8 protein-coding genes, 1 other RNA gene and 3 pseudogenes are annotated in these 19,506 nt (G+C 40.9%); 9 read left to right on the top strand and 3 right to left on the bottom strand.

Annotated features, from left to right (window positions below; genetic code table 11):
- Positions 1–496 precede the first annotated feature (496 nt).
- The 4 genes and pseudogenes from LD028_RS16675 to LD028_RS16660 all read left to right on the top strand — a co-directional run bounded on the left by LD028_RS16675 (position 497) and on the right by LD028_RS16660 (position 10,239).
- A complete protein-coding gene (locus LD028_RS16675; RefSeq protein WP_237812427.1) occupies positions 497–6,109 on the top strand; it encodes a DNRLRE domain-containing protein in 5,613 nt (1,870 codons plus the stop codon).
- Between the two features lie 1,131 nt (positions 6,110–7,240).
- Positions 7,241–8,428 (top strand): annotated as a pseudogene (locus tag LD028_RS16670) (IS701 family transposase).
- Positions 8,429–8,933: 505 nt separating this feature from the next.
- A complete protein-coding gene (locus LD028_RS16665; protein ID WP_483298309.1) occupies positions 8,934–9,773 on the top strand; it encodes an RHS repeat-associated core domain-containing protein in 840 nt (279 codons plus the stop codon).
- Positions 9,774–9,789: 16 nt separating this feature from the next.
- Entirely contained in the window at positions 9,790–10,239 is a 450-nt protein-coding gene (locus LD028_RS16660) for a DUF5071 domain-containing protein (RefSeq protein ID WP_052023561.1), read from the top strand.
- Between the two features lie 201 nt (positions 10,240–10,440).
- Here LD028_RS16660 and LD028_RS16655 read toward each other — a convergent pair whose 3' ends face one another.
- Positions 10,441–10,785, bottom strand: coding sequence for a hypothetical protein (locus tag LD028_RS16655; protein WP_006324205.1), 345 nt, complete (start codon positions 10,783–10,785; stop codon positions 10,441–10,443).
- A gap of 94 nt (positions 10,786–10,879) precedes the next feature.
- Between LD028_RS16655 and LD028_RS16650 the strand changes: the two genes are divergently transcribed.
- On the top strand, positions 10,880–12,238 hold the full coding sequence (locus LD028_RS16650) for an RHS repeat-associated core domain-containing protein (protein WP_237812425.1): 1,359 nt from the start codon (positions 10,880–10,882) through the stop codon (positions 12,236–12,238).
- A gap of 4 nt (positions 12,239–12,242) precedes the next feature.
- Here the strand turns inward: LD028_RS16650 and LD028_RS16645 are convergent.
- Positions 12,243–13,384, bottom strand: a protein-coding gene (locus tag LD028_RS16645) for an IS3 family transposase (protein ID WP_370642778.1) whose coding sequence is annotated in 2 segments (ribosomal slippage) — positions 12,243–13,144 and positions 13,144–13,384 — 1,143 coding nt in all. Because the reading frame shifts where the segments join, the coding sequence is not laid out codon by codon here.
- Between the two features lie 437 nt (positions 13,385–13,821).
- Between LD028_RS16645 and LD028_RS16640 the strand changes: the two genes are divergently transcribed.
- The 3 genes and pseudogenes from LD028_RS16640 to LD028_RS16630 all read left to right on the top strand — a co-directional run.
- Positions 13,822–14,775 (top strand): YncE family protein, encoded by a 954-nt coding sequence (locus tag LD028_RS16640; RefSeq protein WP_006324175.1) that lies wholly within the window; start codon positions 13,822–13,824, stop codon positions 14,773–14,775.
- Positions 14,768–15,952, top strand: coding sequence for an RHS repeat domain-containing protein (locus LD028_RS16635; RefSeq protein ID WP_483298148.1), 1,185 nt, complete (start codon positions 14,768–14,770; stop codon positions 15,950–15,952). The genes LD028_RS16640 and LD028_RS16635 overlap by 8 nt, the downstream gene beginning before the upstream one ends.
- A gap of 355 nt (positions 15,953–16,307) precedes the next feature.
- Positions 16,308–17,078 (top strand): annotated as a pseudogene (locus tag LD028_RS16630) (RHS repeat-associated core domain-containing protein); the annotation flags it as partial.
- 684 nt (positions 17,079–17,762) lie between these two features.
- Here the strand turns inward: LD028_RS16630 and ssrA are convergent.
- Positions 17,763–18,114: a transfer-messenger RNA gene (gene ssrA / locus LD028_RS16625) on the bottom strand.
- An 89-nt stretch (positions 18,115–18,203) separates the two neighbouring features.
- Here ssrA and LD028_RS16620 point away from each other — a divergent pair.
- Positions 18,204–19,400: pseudogene (locus tag LD028_RS16620) on the top strand (phenylalanine--tRNA ligase subunit beta); the annotation flags it as partial.
- Positions 19,401–19,506: the final 106 nt, after the last annotated feature.

The following is a 19,506-nucleotide window of genomic DNA, read 5'->3' as shown; positions in this document are numbered from 1 at the left end:
AATGGAACCCGTCAAGGAAAGCACTTGACTGTTTCCATTCTACCAACTTCGTGGTCTGTATGCGGAAGAAGGATCCTGACTGATGAACCTATTTCATCCAGCTAACATGTTTCTAGGATTGAGTAGAAATCACAGAAAATGGTGAAGACCCTTAATTAAACTCCCATGCAAATGATATCTTTTAAGAAAATCAGATATTCTCATCATCTCTTCCCCCTTGTTCATCACAATGTTTGGGCTGTTGAGTATGTAGTTATTTCATGATGGCCGAAAAACAGAGGTGACAAGCTTTTTTCCAGACGTTAAAACTCAGAGAAAAATCGTGATGGATAAACTTTTGGCAATAGCAAACGAATGAGAGTGCGGGCGGGTTTTTATAGTCATCTTAAACGATTGATAATTTACATTATTTGGATCATTACGTATCTTTGTATTTCGTTGCTATAATCTTATTGACATCCGGATGATCAACATATCCTGAGAGGAAGGGAATAAGGTGGAAGGAAAGTCGATATTTAACTATCGCTATGTGGCTATGATTCTCTCATGTTGTTTAATTTTTAGTATTGTCGTCCCCCCATTTGCACAAGCTGCTCCTGGGAAATCGGAACGCGTAGTGCAAAAAAGCCGAAATATTGAAGCTAACATTGGTGATCTTCCCACGAAACGGCCAAAATCAAAATTAGAGCTCGAGAGCAGACGGACAAAGTATTCGACAAGATACTTGAATCCGGATGGAAGCTTTACTGAAGAGATATACCTGCAACCCCAATTTTATCAAGATCCTCTTGATAAGAAATGGAAAAAAATTAATAACGATCTAAAACCCAACGGGGCCGATATGTTTGAGAATACGGCTAACGCCTTCAAAGTAACATTCGCAAAACAATCGAGTCAACCTGAACTTGTTTCGATCAAAGAAAATGATAGAATCCTTTCGTTTATCCCAATAAATGCGAAAAATGTGCAAGGTGTTGCGAAAAATAATGAAATCATTTATAAAGGGTTATTTGAACAAACCGATGTGCGATATCGCCTTCAAGGCAATGCGGTCAAAGAGGATATTATTCTTAACAATAAACCTTCCAGCAATGCTTTTACTTTTGAGATGAAACTAAAAGGGGTAAAGGCTGTTGCTAAAAAAGACGGAACGATCGTCTTTGAAGACTCAAAAGGGAACCCTAAGTGGTACTTAGAAAAGCCATATATGTTCGATGCGAACCACAAGTATTCTGATCAAGTTGCCTTTCATTTACGTCAAAATAGCGGCAAAACTTATATTGATGTGATAGTAGATGAGAGCTTTTTACAAGATCCAGACACCATATATCCGGTAACGATTGACCCTACGATCAATGAATGGGATGTTTTGCGGGATAATTTTATTGCCTATAATTTTCCTGATTCTGTCTATTCGAGCAACACATACATGCATACAGGTTACAACAGTTATTTCGGAACGACTCGTGCTTTAGTGAGATTTTACCTTCCGAGTCTTCCGAGTGATAGTGTCATTTCCAGCGCTACATTTAATGCCTATCAAACAAATGCCGATGGTCAACAAGTATCTATTGATTTACATCGAATTACAAGCAATTGGTCTTCTTCTGTTACCTGGAATAATCAGCCTTCTATTCGAAGCACAAAAGAATCAACGACAACAAACAATACGGCCAATACGTACTGGAGCTGGGATATCACTCAGTTGGTCAAGGACTGGTACAATGGTATTCAGCCGAACTACGGCTTGATGCTGAAACAGCAGAACGAATCGTCTTCTCCATATCGCACATTTAATACGGTAAACAATAGTGTTAATACGCCGCGCATTACGATTAATTATTGGGTAGAGCCAATCGGCCAAGAATCTTTCTGGACGACCACTAAAGATGGGGTGAATCCAGCAAACGGAAACCTTGTTTTACAAACAACGGATCTTGCTATTTCTGGTCTAGGCGAAGATGTTGAATTTACGAGAACATACAATAGCCGAAAGTCCGGATCGAATGGGATGTTTGGTTATGGATGGATGTCTAATCTCGAAATGAATATTTGGGATGCAGGCAGTGGACCAGTTACGTTTGTTGATGGAGATAATACTCGTCATATTTTTGGTGAAAAAGTTGGCGGGGGATACGAAGCTGCTGGTGGTGTCTATCTCGATCTAATCAAAAATGGGGACGGCACTTATACAATAACCAAAACCGATGGTACGAAACTTTATTTCAATACAAATGGCAAACTTTCTCGCATGGTCGATACAAATGGGAACACGACTACATTGAATTATAATGCAAACGGAAAATTAGCTTCAATTACAGATGCATCAGCAAGAACGACGACGATTGCCTATGGAACAAACGGATATGTATCGAGTATCACCGACCCAGCAAACAGAACCATCTCTTATGAGTATGATGCTTCCGGCAACCTAACGAAAGTTACGGATGCTCAAGGAAACGCGACCATTTTTACGTATGATTCGGATCATAATCTAACAAGTATTAAAAATGCCCGAAATATTACGACGACAATTGGTTATGATACACTCGACCGCGTAACAAGCATTGAACGCCCTATTACGATTAACGGCGCACTTACAAATAGTACCACAAATTATTCATATGACAAAACCAATGGTGTTACGTCGGTCACAGATGGCGAAGGGAGACGGGTAGATTATACGTACAACGCTAACGGCAATATTATTCAAATCACAGAAAATCCTTTAGATGCTCAAAACAAGGCTGTGACAACATTCGATTATGATAATAACAATAATTTAACCCGAGTAGTGGAACCAAATGAAAATAAGGCGAATGGAACCGCAGCGTTCATTTATCAATATGACGAAAAAGGAAATATTGTCAGCGTTCAATTGCCAGAAAATCAGTCGGCACAATATACGTATGATTTGCAAAATAATCTTATCAAAGAGCAGGATTTCAACAGCAACGTCAGCACATTTGATTATGATCAAAATAACAATCAAACCGAAGCGATCGATCCTTATACACAATCAGTTTCACAGCGATACGATAATCTGGGAAATTTGCAGTATTCGACGTATCCAATGTCTACAGCTGATAACTTGGTAAGTAACTCTAGCTTCGAATTCGATCATAATGCGGATAATTGGCCAGACAACTGGACAAAGGCCGTAGAATCAGGGAAAATCGCTACATTCAGTTGGACGACAACAAGCAAATTTGGGAATAAAGCGATCAGCATTTCGAATTCGACCGGATGGGCGATTGTCAGTTCTGATAAGCAGCCGTATGATGGTGGAGTTTATGTGGCAAGCGGTTATGTAAAAACATCGTCCATGTCTGCCAGAGCTCTTATTAAAGTTGAATATTTTGATGCGCAAGGAAACTGGTTAAATCAAAAAATTTCTTATGGGTTGGCAGGAACGAACGATTGGACTCGGCTTCATGTCGTCGCGGATAATGCTCCATCGGGAACTCAGACGATTCGGGTATCTGTCGGTGTAAACGCTGGTTCTGGGACTGCTTATTTCGACGGGATCCAATTAGAGAAAGGAACGGTTGTCAGCGCCTATAATCTTGTTGATAATTCCAGCTTCGAGCGAGATATGAATAGTGATGGAATTCCTGACAATTGGACGACAAGCGGCAATTTATCAACAAATGATGGACTAGATACAACAGTTGCGAATATATATGTTGGAAGCAAGTCATTTAAAATCACAGGAGAGTCTGGGAAAAATAAGCATATTAAACAACGGATTAATATTTCTGGCGACAGCAACACTAAACTTACGTTGTCTGGATGGTCCAAACAAGAAGGAGCCAATCCAAACGGCGGTTACTATAGCTTGCAAGTAGCAATCCACTATACGAATGGTACAACCGATTGGGGTTATGCAAACGACTTTGATAAGGCGAAGACTGACTGGCAACATGTTGCCGCGGAAGTAAAACCGAAACAGGCCTTCGATTACATTGACGTGTATTATTACTATTATAATCAAACGGGCACAGCATGGTTTGATGCAATGCGTCTAGAAGTAGGAGCTTCTCTGACGTCGTACACGTATGATGCAAAGAAAAACTACGTCACCAAAGTCACCGATCCGGCAGGAAATATGGTTTCGTACACATACGATGCTATCGGAAACCAAACGAGCGTCACAGATGGAAAAGGAAAAACGACTTCTTACGAATATAACAACAATAACCAATTAACCAAAGTCACCGACCCAAACGGAAATGTGACTACCTATGGTTACGACGGCGCGGGCAATCGAACATCGGTCACTAATGCAAAGAATTATACAACTAACTATACGTATAATGAGTGGAACCAAATCTCTAGTTTCAAGAACCCGTTAAATCAAACGACATCGTTTGCTTATGATAAAAACGGGAATATTACAGGGGTTACGTATGCAAACGGGGATCGCGTATCCTATAGCTACAACGCGCTGAACCGACTCATTGCCGTTGCTTACAACGGGACAACAAAATGGACGTTCAATTACGATGCCAATGGCAACGTGACATCGGTGACGGATGCCAATGGAAATGCAACCACGTACACATACGATAAAAACAACCGTCTGACTCGCATCAGCAAAGGATCATCGAACGCCATTGCCTACGGTTATGACGATAATGGAAATGTTACATCGACATCCATTACGGCTGGTACAACGACTGATACGATTGGATACAGCTATAATCCATTGGACCAGTTAGTCGTCTTGTCAAGAAACAGCGCGAATTTAGCGAGATTTACGTACGATGAGCGCGGAAATATTTCGGCCATCATCCATGCCAATGGAACTTATACCGCTTATGAATATAACGATGCCAATCAGCTAAAATCATTGAAAAATTTCGATGCCAACGGAAATGTTTTAAACTACTTCCTCTACAGTTACGATGCGAATGGCGATATTACAGCTGTAGAAACAAAAGATGGAACGATTACGTATGAGTATGATGCATTGAATCAGCTGACAAAGGAAACACTAGCGGATGGAACAGCGATTACGTACGAATACGACGCGGTTGGCAACCGGACGAAGAAAATCGTCAACAATGGAACAACTACAACGACTACGTACACGTATGACGCCGCCGACCAACTAACAGCCGTTAACGGACAGGCATACACATATGATGTGAACGGGAATTTAACGAACAACGGCAACAAAACGTTTGTGTATGATGACGAAAACCGTCTCATTCAAGTAAAAAACGCATCGGGCACTACGATCGCAACCTATACGTATGACCATCAAGGAAGACGCATCAGCAAAACAACATCAAGCGGTACGACTTACTATCACTACGATGGCGACTCGATTCGTCTGTTGTATGAAACAGACGCCAACAACAACATCACAGCGGAATATACGTGGGACGCATTGGGCCGCCCGGTCACGATGACGAAAGCCGGAGCCACTTACTACTATCATTTGAACGGTCATGGAGATGTCGTCGCATTGACGGATGCAAGCGGAAATGTCGTCGCCCAATACGAGTATGACGCATGGGGTAACATTCTGTCCAAAACCGGTGCGCTGGCAACAGCGAACCCATACCGTTATGCCGGGTATTATTACGATGAGGAAACCGGACTATACTACCTAATGGCGCGGTATTATGAGGCGAATATGGGGCGGTTCTTGACAAGAGATACGTTCCATGGGGTTGAGAATGAGCCGCAAAGCTTGAATCAGTATGTGTATACGAAAAATAACCCTGTTAATTCTATTGATCCAAATGGTCACTACTCAAAGCGACTTGATTTAGGGTTCAATAGTTATATTAAGGTAAATATAGGTTGGCAAGAAATATCTGTAACAATTAATTTAACTCCTGGATTTTTAATAAGTACAGGTATAGGCTTTGGTGCAGGTTTAGCCGCCAGTTATGTAATAAAACAAGTTTTGACTTGGTATCTATTCCCGGTTCTTTCTAATATCATATTAACTAAGGCAGCAGAAAAAGTTGTTAACTATTTAGCAAAAAAGCTTTCAAAATCTGCATTTAAAAAAATAACCAAAGGATATAACTGGACAAAAAAATCTATATTCTATACGAGCTTGGTAGTTCCAAATCTAATATTTAGGTATTAAATTCGGGTATTATTGTAAATTATCAAGTTAATTCGGAATAGAATGGTCATTTTTTTGCAAATCCAAACGGATTTTTGCACGTTCATCCAGCAAAAATCTGCGGAATTATGCAAATTTCCTCCCTTCTGTTTACAGAAAAAAACATTCGGTTGCTTAATATGGAGCCACTGCGGACATGTGTTCTAGGGAAAGGTGCGAGCACTAATCCTTGTTTTGCTAGGCATTGAACCAAACATGTCCGCTACTCCATGTAAAACGGATACATCTAATTTGGAGGTTAAATTCCAAATTAAAGTGATTGGCTGACGTACAAGGGAAATAATAATCTTTAAATTTATATTGCCATGATTTTGGGAAGGAATGTTTTATACACACTATAATGTGATTTTGTAAAGTGTGAGTAACAAAGAAGCGTTCGGGTATAGTCAGTTTCTCATCCAGCACATGAACTTTTGTAGATCTATCTCTTGATTGAGAAAAAGAAGTGCTTTGAAGGTAAATTGAATTCAGAAAACGGAATATTTAATTTTTAGGAAACACACTTAGTTCGCAAAGTGGAATTTGATTTAATGAACTAATAATTTAATGTGCCATATTATGATTAAGTTAAAAATGGTTGAAATGCCCCTTGATTGAAATTTTTAGATTTAAATAAATTAGCCATAAGGATGGTGTAAAAAATGGAATTAACCTTGATGTCAATCATTTTTATTTTAATAGGGTTGTCTTTAATATGGCTATCTATTTTTGGATCTAATGTAAAAATTAAAGAGTCTTCCTCTGGAACACCAACAGATGTTTCTGACTTTTTTCTTATGATGATTTATAAACTTTTCCCTCCTATAATTAGAAGGATATTTTTATTTTTGTTGGGATTAGGTATTGTAATTGGATTCATATATTTACTGTTTTTGGAATTCTAGCTGATGATACTATATAGATGTAATTAGGGGGGCCAGCAGATTCGCCATCCAGCAGTAGAAATCGAAAAATCGCCTAAAATAACATATTGACTGTAGATGAGTAAATTAGCTAACATAAATTTACAATCAAACAAAAAAGGAGACATGAACCAGACTCCTTGGTTAGAATAGATGTGCCACCAACTACCCACAAGGAGGTTCATGTTTTATGAATAGATTAGCGTATCATCAAGGAATCCACAAGTTTTTCATGATGTTGGGGTTGGCCTTGCATATCTCCAAACCGGTTTGGAAGCATCTCGTTCACCTTGTCGATGCCTTGACTACCAAGAGATTTTCGGGAACGTTGACCGATGTCCATCACTGGAGTTTTCATCCGAATCATCGAACCACGCTCAGCCACTTTTTCACGAAAAGCCCTTGGAACGAGGAAAGGCTGCTTGAGAAGCTTCAAGAGTGGGTTCTTCGCCAGATCGAACGCCTAGCCAAACGGACGAATCAGCCCCTTTTCCTTTCAATTGATGATACGATTTGCCAAAAAACGAAGCCTTCGTCACGGGCCACGCACGTCATTCAAGGATGTGATTGGCATTACTCCCATAAAGATCATCAAATGGTCTGGGGGCATTCGCTCATTTGGCTGATGGTGCACACCTTCACGCAAGCGTTTCCGTTCGCGTTCCGCTTGTATGACAAGAAGGCGGAAACAAGCAAAATGGACCTGGCGATCGAGATGCTTTCCTCGCTCAAAGGAAAACGGGCTCGTCCGGTGTATGTGCTTATGGATTCATGGTATCCGTCCAGGAACTCATCGAAGCCTGCCTGAAACAGGGATTCCATGTCATCGCGATGCTCAAGACGAACCGGATTCTCTACCCGAAAGGCATCGGGGTCCAAGCCAAGTCGTTTGCCCGCCATATCGAGCCAAAAGACACCCGCCTCGTCACGGTGGGTCAGGAGCGTTACCGCGTGTATCGCTATGAGGGGGCGATCCATGGCCTCGATGACGTATTGGTGCTGCTGTCTTGGAAGTCGGATCAGCCGATGACGCTGGAACATTTCCATGTCGTCTTGAGCACCGATCGGGAGCTAGGCGATGAAGAGATCTTGCGTTACGATGCCCAGCGTTGGACGATCGAATGCTTTTTCTGGCAGGCGAAAGAGCAACTGAAGCTGGATGGATACCGCGTTCGTCACATTCGGGCGGTGAAACGGTATGGGGTGACCGTTTTGTTGGCTTGCGTGTACAGCATAGCGGAATCCCAACAAAGACATCTCTGCCGGGCTGGACCTTCTTCGGACTCGGAAAGGACATAGCCTGATTGAGTTCATTTACAACGCGGCGAAGCAAGATATTGCCATTGATGTTGTCAAAAAACAGCTCCATGTCGCCTAAGGGGTACCCTGTTTGTCTCTTTGTTAATGGAAAATGTTGTAATGAAAATTGCTCATCTACAGTAACAATGTAGGAATTTTATGGGCAACTGCTAAGCCTTATGTAAAAAAAATATATGAAAAATATAAAAAATGGTTATAAAATATAATGAAATAAAGGAGTAGAATTTAATGGAGGAGGATTTTTACTGGTCTATATTTAATTTTTCAGTTGGAATTTTTGGGATTTGGATGTTTTTTTACACAACACGACAAAGATTTTTTCATAGCAAAACTTTTAGTCGTCTTAAATATATAACCCCATTGCCTATATCTTTTAATTTTTGGTTGATTAAAATTTTGTATTTTGTTGGCGGATTATTATGTGTTGTAGTTGGAATATATGGAATGGCTCGTCCATTTCTCTAAGTAATGAGTATCCATGATGCTTATTGGCATCATGGATCTGTTTTTAGGGAATGATACGTATTACTTAGTTTATCGGATGAAACGACGCCAACAACAACATCGCAGCGGAATATACGTGGGACGCATTGGGCCGCCCGGTCACGATGACGAAAGGCGGAGCCACTTACTACTATCATTTGAACGGTCATGGAGATGTCGTCGCATTGACGGATGCAAGCGGAAATGTCGTCGCCCAATACGAGTATGACGCATGGGGTAACATTCTGTCCAAAACCGGTGCGCTGGCAACAGCGAACCCATACCGTTATGCCGGGTATTATTACGATGAGGAAACCGGACTATACTACCTAATGGCGCGGTATTATGAGGCGAATATGGGACGGTTTATTACAAGAGATACGTTCCATGGGTTTGAAAATGAGCCGCTTAGTATAAATCAATATGTTTACACTAAAAATAATCCTGTTATATATGTGGATATAAATGGTCACTTCGCTTTTCTTTTAGTTCCATTAGCAGGTGTATCAATTTCATGGCTAACAGCAGCCGCTGTTGAGGCAACCGCAATAGTGATTGCATATGTTGCAGCAAATGAGATAGTCAGTGTTTTAGAACGTAAATTTAATAGGAAAAACCCAACAGTTATTTATCGTACTGGAAGTGGAAACGGCACTAATTTAACTCCAAGACCAAAAGATGTTAGTGGGCTATCCTATACTACAGTAAAGCCTTTATCTGGACCATATACAGCAACTACTATTGAGGCCATTAATGCAACAGGAAAACTAGTAGCAATAAAAGATGGTAAAACTCATGTGTCAGTGAGACCAGTAAATATGAAGAAAATGCAGGGATGGATAAACTCAAGGGAAAATGCTAATACTAGACCACATGAATATACAAAATTATTGCAGGCCCTTTCTGTGAAAGTTAAATAGTAGGAGATGAATTTTAATGGAACTTAGTGAAGTTAAAAGATTGATGAAAAACTTGAGTTGGAATATGCCCCAAGAAGTTCAACTATCTGCAATAAGGGAGTTAACAACAATTGATGATGAATACACTCCTTTGTTAATACAAGATACCGAGAAGCATTGTTGGGAGAATGCGGTTAAAGTTTTAAATAAAATTGGATACCCACGAAATAGGCTGGCGATACCCTGCTTAATAGAGTTAATGCAAGATATGAATTGGCCTGGTGTCCCTACAGCGATAGAGATATTGAAGAGTATAGATAAAAGTGTGATAGTTCCACATATAGAGGCTTCGCTAATAAAAGCAGCTGAGGATGACGATCGCATGTGGATAGGGGGAATTCAGAGACTTATAGATATATTACAAATTTCTGAATCAGACTTTCATGATAAGGAAGTATATAAGTTATTAAAATTATCGGATTGGTAAACCAAGAAATTAGGAGCGGGCACTTGTCTTTTATGAAATAATATTGTATAGAATCCCCCAACTGCGTAAAATGCAGCTGGGGGTGTTTTATAGGATGAGTATCTGTCACTTGGTTTATGTGACGAAGCGGGTGCCAATAAAAAATGGTAGTGCAATATATATGGGCCGCCTAGTGATGATGACGAAAGGCGGAGTCATTTACTATTTCGGTCTTCCATACTTTTTGCCAGCCTGCCTCTGTTTTTTCAATGCAATCGCTCCGAATTTGGAGCGGGAAGGCGGTTCGCCCGCTTGAAGTTGGAATGTCGCCACGATTTGGTTGCGCCCGTCTTGATCAAAATCATACAGCTCGATCGATTCGGGATCTGCAAGAACAGTGTTGGGTGGTATAAACTTTTTCGCTATTTCCATCCACTCATCGCGGGCCAAAGCATGAATGGACTGCAAGGAGAAGAGCCCTGCGAAAAGCAAAAAGCGAGCCGTTTTTTCATCTTGTTCCTCCGTTATCCGGTTTTTGAAGTTATGATTCCGGATTAGCGGCGGCATTTATACATGAAAACAGCGGCTCATCCCGGCAACATGCCGGACTTATGCAGCGCGGTGGAAAGCAGAAGAGCAGCGATCAAAGCGGGAATCGATATTGGCGAACAGTGCCTGGCACTGTTCGATAATCCATGCGAATGGCACCTATACCGCCTACGAGTATAATGATGCCAACCAGTTAAAATCGATTAAAAACTTTGGCGCGAACGGCAATGTCTTAAATTACTTCAACTACAGCTATGATGCCAATGGCAACATTACCAGTGTGGAAACCAACAATGGAACGATCACGTATCAATATGATGCGTTGAATCAGTTGACAAAAGAAACACTAGCAGACGGGACGACCATCACGTACGAATACGATGCTGTGGGGAACCGTACGAAGAAAATCGTAAATAATGGAACGACTACTACCACAACATACACGTATGACGCCGCCGACCAATTAACAGCCGTCAACGGACAAGCGTACACGTACGATGCCAATGGCAATTTAACGAACAACGGCAATAAGACATTTGTGTACGATGATGACAACCGTCTCATTGAAGTAAAAAATGTATCTGGTACAACCATCGCGTCTTTCACGTACGATCAGCTTGGAAGACGCATCAGCAAAACAACATCAAGCGGAACCATCTATTATCACTATGATGGTGACTCGAACCAAGTGCTATATGAAACAGATGCCAACAATAACATCGTGGCGGAGTATACGTGGGATTACCAAGGAAACCCAGTTACAATGACCAAGGGTGGGGTAACTTATTACTACCATATAAATGGTCACGGTGATGTCACGGCATTAACCGATGCAAATGGTAATGTTGTGGCACAGTATCAGTATGATGCTTGGGGAAATATTATTTCGCAAACAGGCACGATGGCTTCGTCTAACCCATATCGTTATGCTGGTTATCGTTATGATGAAGAAACTGGATTATACTATCTCATGGCACGTTATTATGATGCGAACATTGGTCGGTTTATTACAAGGGATACGTTCCATGGGTTTGAGGATGATCCGCAGAGTTTGAATCAATATGCTTATGCTAATAATAACCCTGTAGTGAATATAGATCCTGATGGGCAATTTGCCATGCTCATTCCTGCAGCTTATGCTGCGGCAGTGGCAGTTTTAGGCACTGCGTTAGTTTATTATGCAATTAAGGCACTTGATGCTGTGGGAGAATTAATTGATCAAAGTTTTGCTAGAGTAAAAACAAAACCGAACTATAGATCTAAATATGAGTTACATCATATAGTCGCACAAAAGGCCAAAAAAGCACAACCAGCTCGTAATGTATTGAGCAAGGTCGGTCTCAATGTAAATAATCCTCAAAACTTAATTAGCATTAAAACAGGGCTGCATAGAAGATTGCATACAAATAAATACTATGAAACAATTAATAACATTGGACCTGAGTCAATATATTGGACAGAAAAAAGTTAACTCGTTATGCTGACTGACGTGCTTGATCTTCTACTTCTTGTGGAGTTCTGTAACCTAAATGGCTGTGAATACGTTTACGATTGTACCAGCCCTCAATATATTGAAATAGAGCTCGTTTAGCAGAATCATAGTCAAGATACTTAACCTGATGGACTTCTTCTTTCTTTAAAATCGCATGGAAGGATTCAATACAAGCGTTATCATATGGACATCCTTTACGGCTAAATGATTGCTTCATCCCGTAGGATTTAACTGCTCTTTCAAAAGCTTCACTCGTATACTGTGTTCCTAGATCTGTGTGGATGATGAGGCCAGGATCAGGATGTTGCGTTGTCACTGCATTATGTAGAGCTTGAAGCACAAGGTCTGTTGTCATGGAACGAGAGAAAGAGTATCCGACAATTTTTTTAGAATGCAGGTCTAAGACAGACGCCAAGTAACACCAGCCATCCCTAAGCGTATGAATATAGGTGATGTCAGCCACCCATTTTTCATTAATGGTGGTAGTTGTAAAATCTTGCTCTAGGTGATTCGTGCGTTCCATGATCGTTCCTTGACCCTTTTGCGGACGGAACTTCTTCACTGTGATGGATCGAATTCCTGCCTTCTTCATCAGCCGTTGAACACGTTTAAGGCTCACGGCGTATCCCTCCTTAAGGAGGGATTGATGAATCTTTGGAGCCCCATAGCGTGCTTTGCTCTCCTTGTGAATTCGATGGATCTCTTCCGTGAGTTGCCTATTCCCACGGTCACGATTCGATTCCATATGCTCCAAGGATTGGTAGTAAGTACTTCTAGGAACGTCAAGTACCTCACACATCACTTGAATGGGATAGTTCTCTTTTTGTTCATGAATCAAATCGATGAGCTCGTTGTCCGTTACTTTTTGGCGAATATGGCCATAGCCTTTTTTAAGATTTCGATCTCCTGTTTCATGCGAAGATTTTCTTTCTGAATCGCAGCGATGTCTTTAGGGGTTAGGCTCCCCGTTTCCTCACTGATTGGGGTCAAAGCCTTAATCCATTTGTATATTGTCACTTCAGATACGCCATATTCGCTGCTTAACGCACTCACCGAACTACCCGTGTGATAGAGTTCAACGATTGTCTTCTTAAAATCGTCGTTATATTTCTTTTTTTGTTTCATATCGGACACTTCCTCTCTTATCTTTTATGATAGAGAGTTAACTAAAAGCTGTCCATAAAACTATACTAGCACCACATCATGAATTATGCCTATAATAAAAAGTACAGTTATAAAACAAACAGAAAAAGAGTAATTGCAGCTCTTGATGCAATTAAAGTATGGTTAAAAACAAAGAGTTTCTTTTCACCGTTCTAATGGTGAAACTAGGTTGATTTTTCAGAATGGGCCGATTATAGCCTATTAGCATAACCATGCAAATGAGATTAACGTGGAGCCACTGCAGGTATGACTATAGAAAAGAAAAACGTCAGTAGACAAAATCCATCATACCCGTTACTCCATGTTAATCTCTATATTCTTAACCATTTAGAAGTTAAAGATTATACCTAAATCAAAACTTAAACTATTAGTGTCCTCGGTTAAGGAGGGATCAAAACATGTTTCAAATGAATCTAATAAAAAAACTAAAAACTTCTTACCGTATAAGACTGTCAGGAGATAATAAATTTTTATGTCATAATATGGATAGTAAGACGATTGTTTATGATTTAACGACTTGGGAAAAAATTATTGAATTAAACAAACCTAATTATCCAAGTGATATGAGGTTCTCTGAAAACAATAAATATTTATTAATTAAAAGCACTACAGGTACTATATATGTTTATAACACTGCGAACTTCCAGTTGGTAAAAAAGATCCAATCGAAAAAATCTTTTAAGTTGGTTGAAGGAGATACTAATTTTACCCAAGATAATTTAATGATTCTTTCTGTTCTAGAAACCAATGATGGGCAACAAATTGGAACTATTAACATTCATTCAGGGGAATACACGATACTCACAGAATTTAAAAACGCCATTACACTTATTTACTATAATCAATTCCTCAAAAATAGAAATTATCATTTATTTACATTAAGTTATGTAAATAACGAAACGGGTTATAGAGAGAATAAAATTGTTAAAGTTAAGGAACCAATTAACAAGCAGTCAATTGAGTTAAAAAGTCACCCGGAAATTTTAATTTGGGACTCTGTCATTTTCGACTCCATTCATGACGTCTACATCTTGGTAAACGGTTATGAAATAATCTTAGTAGACTCAGACTTTAAAAAGATTTTGAAGAGAGGACACATCATTGACAATGATTCTCCTATGGAACACATTGGATATTTCCAATACCTTCATCAATCAAATGATGGTAGGTTTATTGTAGTGACTTATAATGAAAGTGTAATTATCTTGAGATATGAGGATTTAAAAACCATATTAATTGAAAAAATTCCATATGCTTGTTTTGCTGAATTTAGTAACGATGACCAATATTTACTTGTTGGTACTTGGGAGAACGGGTACGTTTTAGAGAACAACTTACTAGAATATTTTTAGAATTGGTATCTGTACATGTCCTCTCCCATGGAACGAATACAATGCTGTCGGGAACCGTACGAAGAAAATCGTAAACAATGGAACGACGACGATTACCACAACATACACGTATGACGCCGCCGACCAATTAACAGCCGTCAACGGACAAGCGTACACGTACGATGCCAATGGCAATTTAACGAACAACGGCAACAAAACGTTTGTGTATGATGACGAAAACCGTCTCATTCAAGTAAAAAACGCATCGGGCACTACGATCGCAACCTATACGTATGACCATCAAGGAAGACGCATCAGCAAAACAACATCAAGCGGTACGACTTACTATCACTACGATGGCGACTCGATTCGTCTGTTGTATGAAACAGACGCCAACAACAACATCACAGCGGAATATACGTGGGACGCATTGGGCCGCCCGGTCACGATGACGAAAGCCGGAGCCACTTACTACTATCATTTGAACGGTCATGGAGATGTCGTTGCATTGACGGATGCAAGCGGAAATGTCGTCGCCCAATACGAGTATGACGCATGGGGTAACATTCTGTCCAAAACCGGTGCGCTGGCATCGGCGAACCCATACCGTTATGCCGGCTATTATTACGATGAGGAAACCGGACTATACTACCTAATGGCGCGGTATTATGAGGCGAATATGGGGCGATTCTTGACAAGAGATACGTTCCATGGGGTTGAAAACGAGCCGCAAAGTTTGAATCAGTATGTGTATACGAAAAATAATCCAGTAATGTATGTGGATCCGAGTGGGCACATTCCTATAATCGTAGCAGAGGCATTGGTCGGTGTTTTTATTAATGCAGTAGGTTATGTTGCAGAGCTTGTTGCAAAATATGGAACTAGAAATGCTTTTAAACATTTTAGTGGGAAAAAGTTTGCAGTAGAGCTTCTTAAAGGTGCTGCTACTGGTGCTATAGGAGGAGGAATAGTTTCAAAACTCGCAAAAGCGGGACAACTCAGCAAAGTTGCAGAGAAGTTTCTAGCAGGACATTTAGCACCAGCTGCTTATTTGGTCTCTAATTTTGGGGATTTTAGTGCCGGCTCTTTCACCGAGAATCAAATTTTATCAATGTTTAATAACAATGTAGGAATTTTATGGGCAACTGCTAAGCCTTATGTAAAAAAAATATATGAAAAATATAAAAAATGGTTATAAAATATAATGAAATAAAGGAGTAGAATTTAATGGAGGAGGATTTTTACTGGTCTATATTTAATTTTTCAGTTGGAATTTTTGGGATTTGGATGTTTTTTTACACAACACGACAAAGATTTTTTCATAGCAAAACTTTTAGTCGTCTTAAATATATAACCCCATTGCCTATATCTTTTAATTTTTGGTTGATTAAAATTTTGTATTTTGTTGGCGGATTATTATGTGTTGTAGTTGGAATATATGGAATGGCTCGTCCATTTCTCTAAGTAATGGGTATCCATGATGCTAGTATTGGCATCATGGATCTGTTTTTAGGGAATGATACGTATTACTTAGTTTATCGGATGAAACAGACGCCAACAACAACATCACAGCGGAATATACGTGGGACGCATTGGGCCGCCCGGTCACGATGACGAAAGCCGGAGCCACTTACTACTATCATTTGAACGGTCATGGAGATGTCGTTGCATTGACGGACGCAAGCGGAAATGTCGTCGCCCAATACGAGTATGACGCATGGGGTAACATTCTGTCCAAAACCGGTGCGATGGCAACAGCGAACCCATACCGTTATGCCGGGTATTATTACGATGGGGAAACCGGGCTATACTACCTAATGGCGCGGTATTATGATGCGAATATGGGACGGTTTATTACAAGAGATACGTTCCATGGGTTTGAAAATGAGCCGCAAAGTTTGAATCAGTATGCGTATACGAAAAATAATCCGGTAATGTATGTGGATCCAAATGGAAACTATGCATGGATCGTATTGTCATTTCTAAGCGGGGGCGCAAATGCAACTTGGCAAATGGTTTGGGACTTTTATAAAAAATATAAATTTAATCGGAGTGCGTGGATAAATAAATTTAATTGGAAAAAATTCGGTAATTTATTTGTTACGGGGGGATTAATAGGTATATATGGTAGAGGAATAACTAGTTATATGACCAAGTCTCAAATAGCTAAAGCAGGTCAGTTTGCCTGGGATGTCACATATGCGGCAAAAGAATATATATTATTGCAAGCAGCAGGGGGAGACCCTATCACATGGTCTGGACTAGTTAACGCTATTTGGAATAAGGCTAAAGGATATCTAGGTTTTTTAAAGAAATTAAAGTAAAATACTTTAATTATATAAAGGAGTTGTTATGTTTATCTTATTTGCGGCAAGTATGGTGCTGTTATCGGGGATAGCTCTTCTTTATTGGACAATAAAGCACTTAAATAACGAGATTCATAAACAGAACGAATATATAAATGATCCCACTCCAGAATCTTTTAATAAAGTTGTTATAATGTATTTTTTAAATATAATCCTAAGAATGTTGCCAGTAAACATTATAAAAGGAATATTAGTCATATTTTCGATCGGTTTAATATTTTTGTCAGCATTCTTTTTTTCTCTACTGTAGGTGAGCAAATTAGCTAACATAAATTTACAGCCAAACCAAAAAGGCGACATGGACTCGATTCCTTGGTTAGAATAGACAAGTGCAGCTCTTGGCGGCGCTAGAGTTGAGGCCGCCTCCGAAGATTGTAGGCATCCATCCTCGCGCCTAGATACACGCTGGAAGGATGCCCAAATGCCTCTCGTCCCTTTGGCCTCAAGGGATGAGAGGCATTTTGTTTACTTAGTCACTGTCGAACTCGGTATACAATGCAAGGTAAAAACGCGGTGCAAAATCCGCGCAAAATTTTCGCCCATTCGCTGGCTTCTTTCGGATTCTTGAAAAAGCAAAAACGACCGCAAACACGGTCGCATCAAGGGTTTCACGATTTCGCATCCGAACCGTTCGGATGTTGGAAATGGAGACGGTGGGAGTCGAACCCACGTCCAGAGGCATCGCCACTTAAGCATCTACGAGCGTAGTCGGTATATTTCGCTTCGCCGTCCGTTCCGCCTACCGACAGGCCTCCCGGCGGCTAGCCTGGTTCGTCTCTTCCCTCATCCTCAGGCGGCGGATTTGGGCGTAGCCCGCTTCATATGAGCCCCTCGAACGCCACGCGGGCGATGGCGGGAGGAGCTAGCTGCAGCAATTAGGCAGCTAAAGCGTAGTTTTGTTTGCCAGTTATCTTTAGGTGACGTTTTTACGAGGACGTCCCCCTCGGCTCGCCGCTTAAGCTCGACCTACCCCTGTCGAATCCGGATCGTCCCCGCGGTGGCGAAGAAAGATCGGAATAGCGTAAGCGATGGATAACTGGCTGTTGCATTATTCATGTGCAGCGTGCCTGTCACGCCCCGATACTGACAAAAAAAGAAGTCGTCGTTACGATTACGTTAGATCGTATCAATCGCGTGCTTGGCACAACAATTACGAAAGAAGAAGTCGCAGGCATTTTAACGAACTTGCAATTTACATTTACGGAACATGACGGCACGTTTATGATTACTATTCCGTCACGTCGTGCAGATATTACAATTGAAGAAGACATCATCGAAGAAGTGGCGCGTTTATATGGATACGACCATTTGCCAGCGACATTGCCGATCGGGGAAGCAAAGCCAGGGAAACTCACACCATATCAAGCAAAGCGTCGCCACGTGCGCCGTTATTTAGAAGATGCGGGATTATTCCAAGCGATTACGTACTCGCTCACAAACGAAGCAAAAGCGACGATGTTTGCGCTTGAAACAGCTACACCAATTCGCTTAGCATTGCCGATGAGCGAAGAGCGCAGCGTCTTACGACAAAGCTTAGTGCCGCACTTGCTAGAAGCGGCAAGCTACAACCGCGCCCGCCAAGTCGAAAATGTCGCGCTATATGAAATCGGCTCGGTATATTTAGCAACAAATGAACACGAGTTGCCAAACGAAAAAGAGCGGTTAGCCGGCGTCTTGACAGGCGTATGGCATGCGCATTTATGGCAAGGAGAGAAAAAAGCGGTTGACTTCTACGTTGCAAAAGGCATTTTAGATGGTCTATTTGCCTTGCTAGGATTAGAGAACCGTATCGAATATAAGCAAGCAAAACGCGAGCACCTTCATCCAGGGCGTACAGCCGATATTTTACTTGATGGAAAAATGGTCGGTTTTGTCGGTCAGCTTCATCCGAACGTGCAAAAACAATTTGATTTAAAAGAAACATATGTATTTGAGCTAGATCTTGAAGCGTTATTAAAAGCGGAAGTAGCCGACATTCGCTATACGGCGATTCCACGCTTCCCGTCCATTACGCGCGACATCGCCCTTGTCGTTGATGAGCATATCGTAGCAGGTGACCTCGAGCGAGCAATTATTAAAGCAGGCGGAGAGCTATTAAAAGAAGTAACGATTTTCGACGTTTACAAGGGCGACCGCCTCCCGGAAGGCAAAAAATCGATCGCCTTCTCGCTCCGTTACTATGACCCAGAGCGGACATTAACAGATGAAGAAATAACAAACGTTCACGAACAAGTCATCAAAGCGGTCGAACAACAATTCGGCGCCACATTGCGCGGATAAAACGAATCCCCCATCTGATGCATGAGCATTGGATGGGGGTTTTTATGTCCTTGGCGGATCGGTGGGGGCGTTTTTTTGTCTAGTCCGCCAAAATTGGCGGGCGCAC

The sequence above is a fragment of the Anoxybacillus sp. LAT27 genome (assembly GCF_022030075.1).
GTDB classification, from domain to species: domain Bacteria; phylum Bacillota; class Bacilli; order Bacillales; family Anoxybacillaceae; genus Anoxybacillus; species Anoxybacillus kestanbolensis.
This window is presented reverse-complemented; position numbering and strand designations above follow the sequence as displayed.

Bases quoted from the DNA above. Each gene is read 5' to 3' on its own strand.
- LD028_RS16655 (WP_006324205.1), bottom strand. From the start codon at position 10,785: ATGCCGCCGCTAATCCGGAATCATAACTTCAAAAACCGGATAACGGAG.
- LD028_RS16660 (WP_052023561.1), top strand. From the start codon at position 9,790: ATGGAACTTAGTGAAGTTAAAAGATTGATGAAAAACTTGAGTTGGAAT.
- LD028_RS16640 (WP_006324175.1), top strand. From the start codon at position 13,822: ATGTTTCAAATGAATCTAATAAAAAAACTAAAAACTTCTTACCGTATA.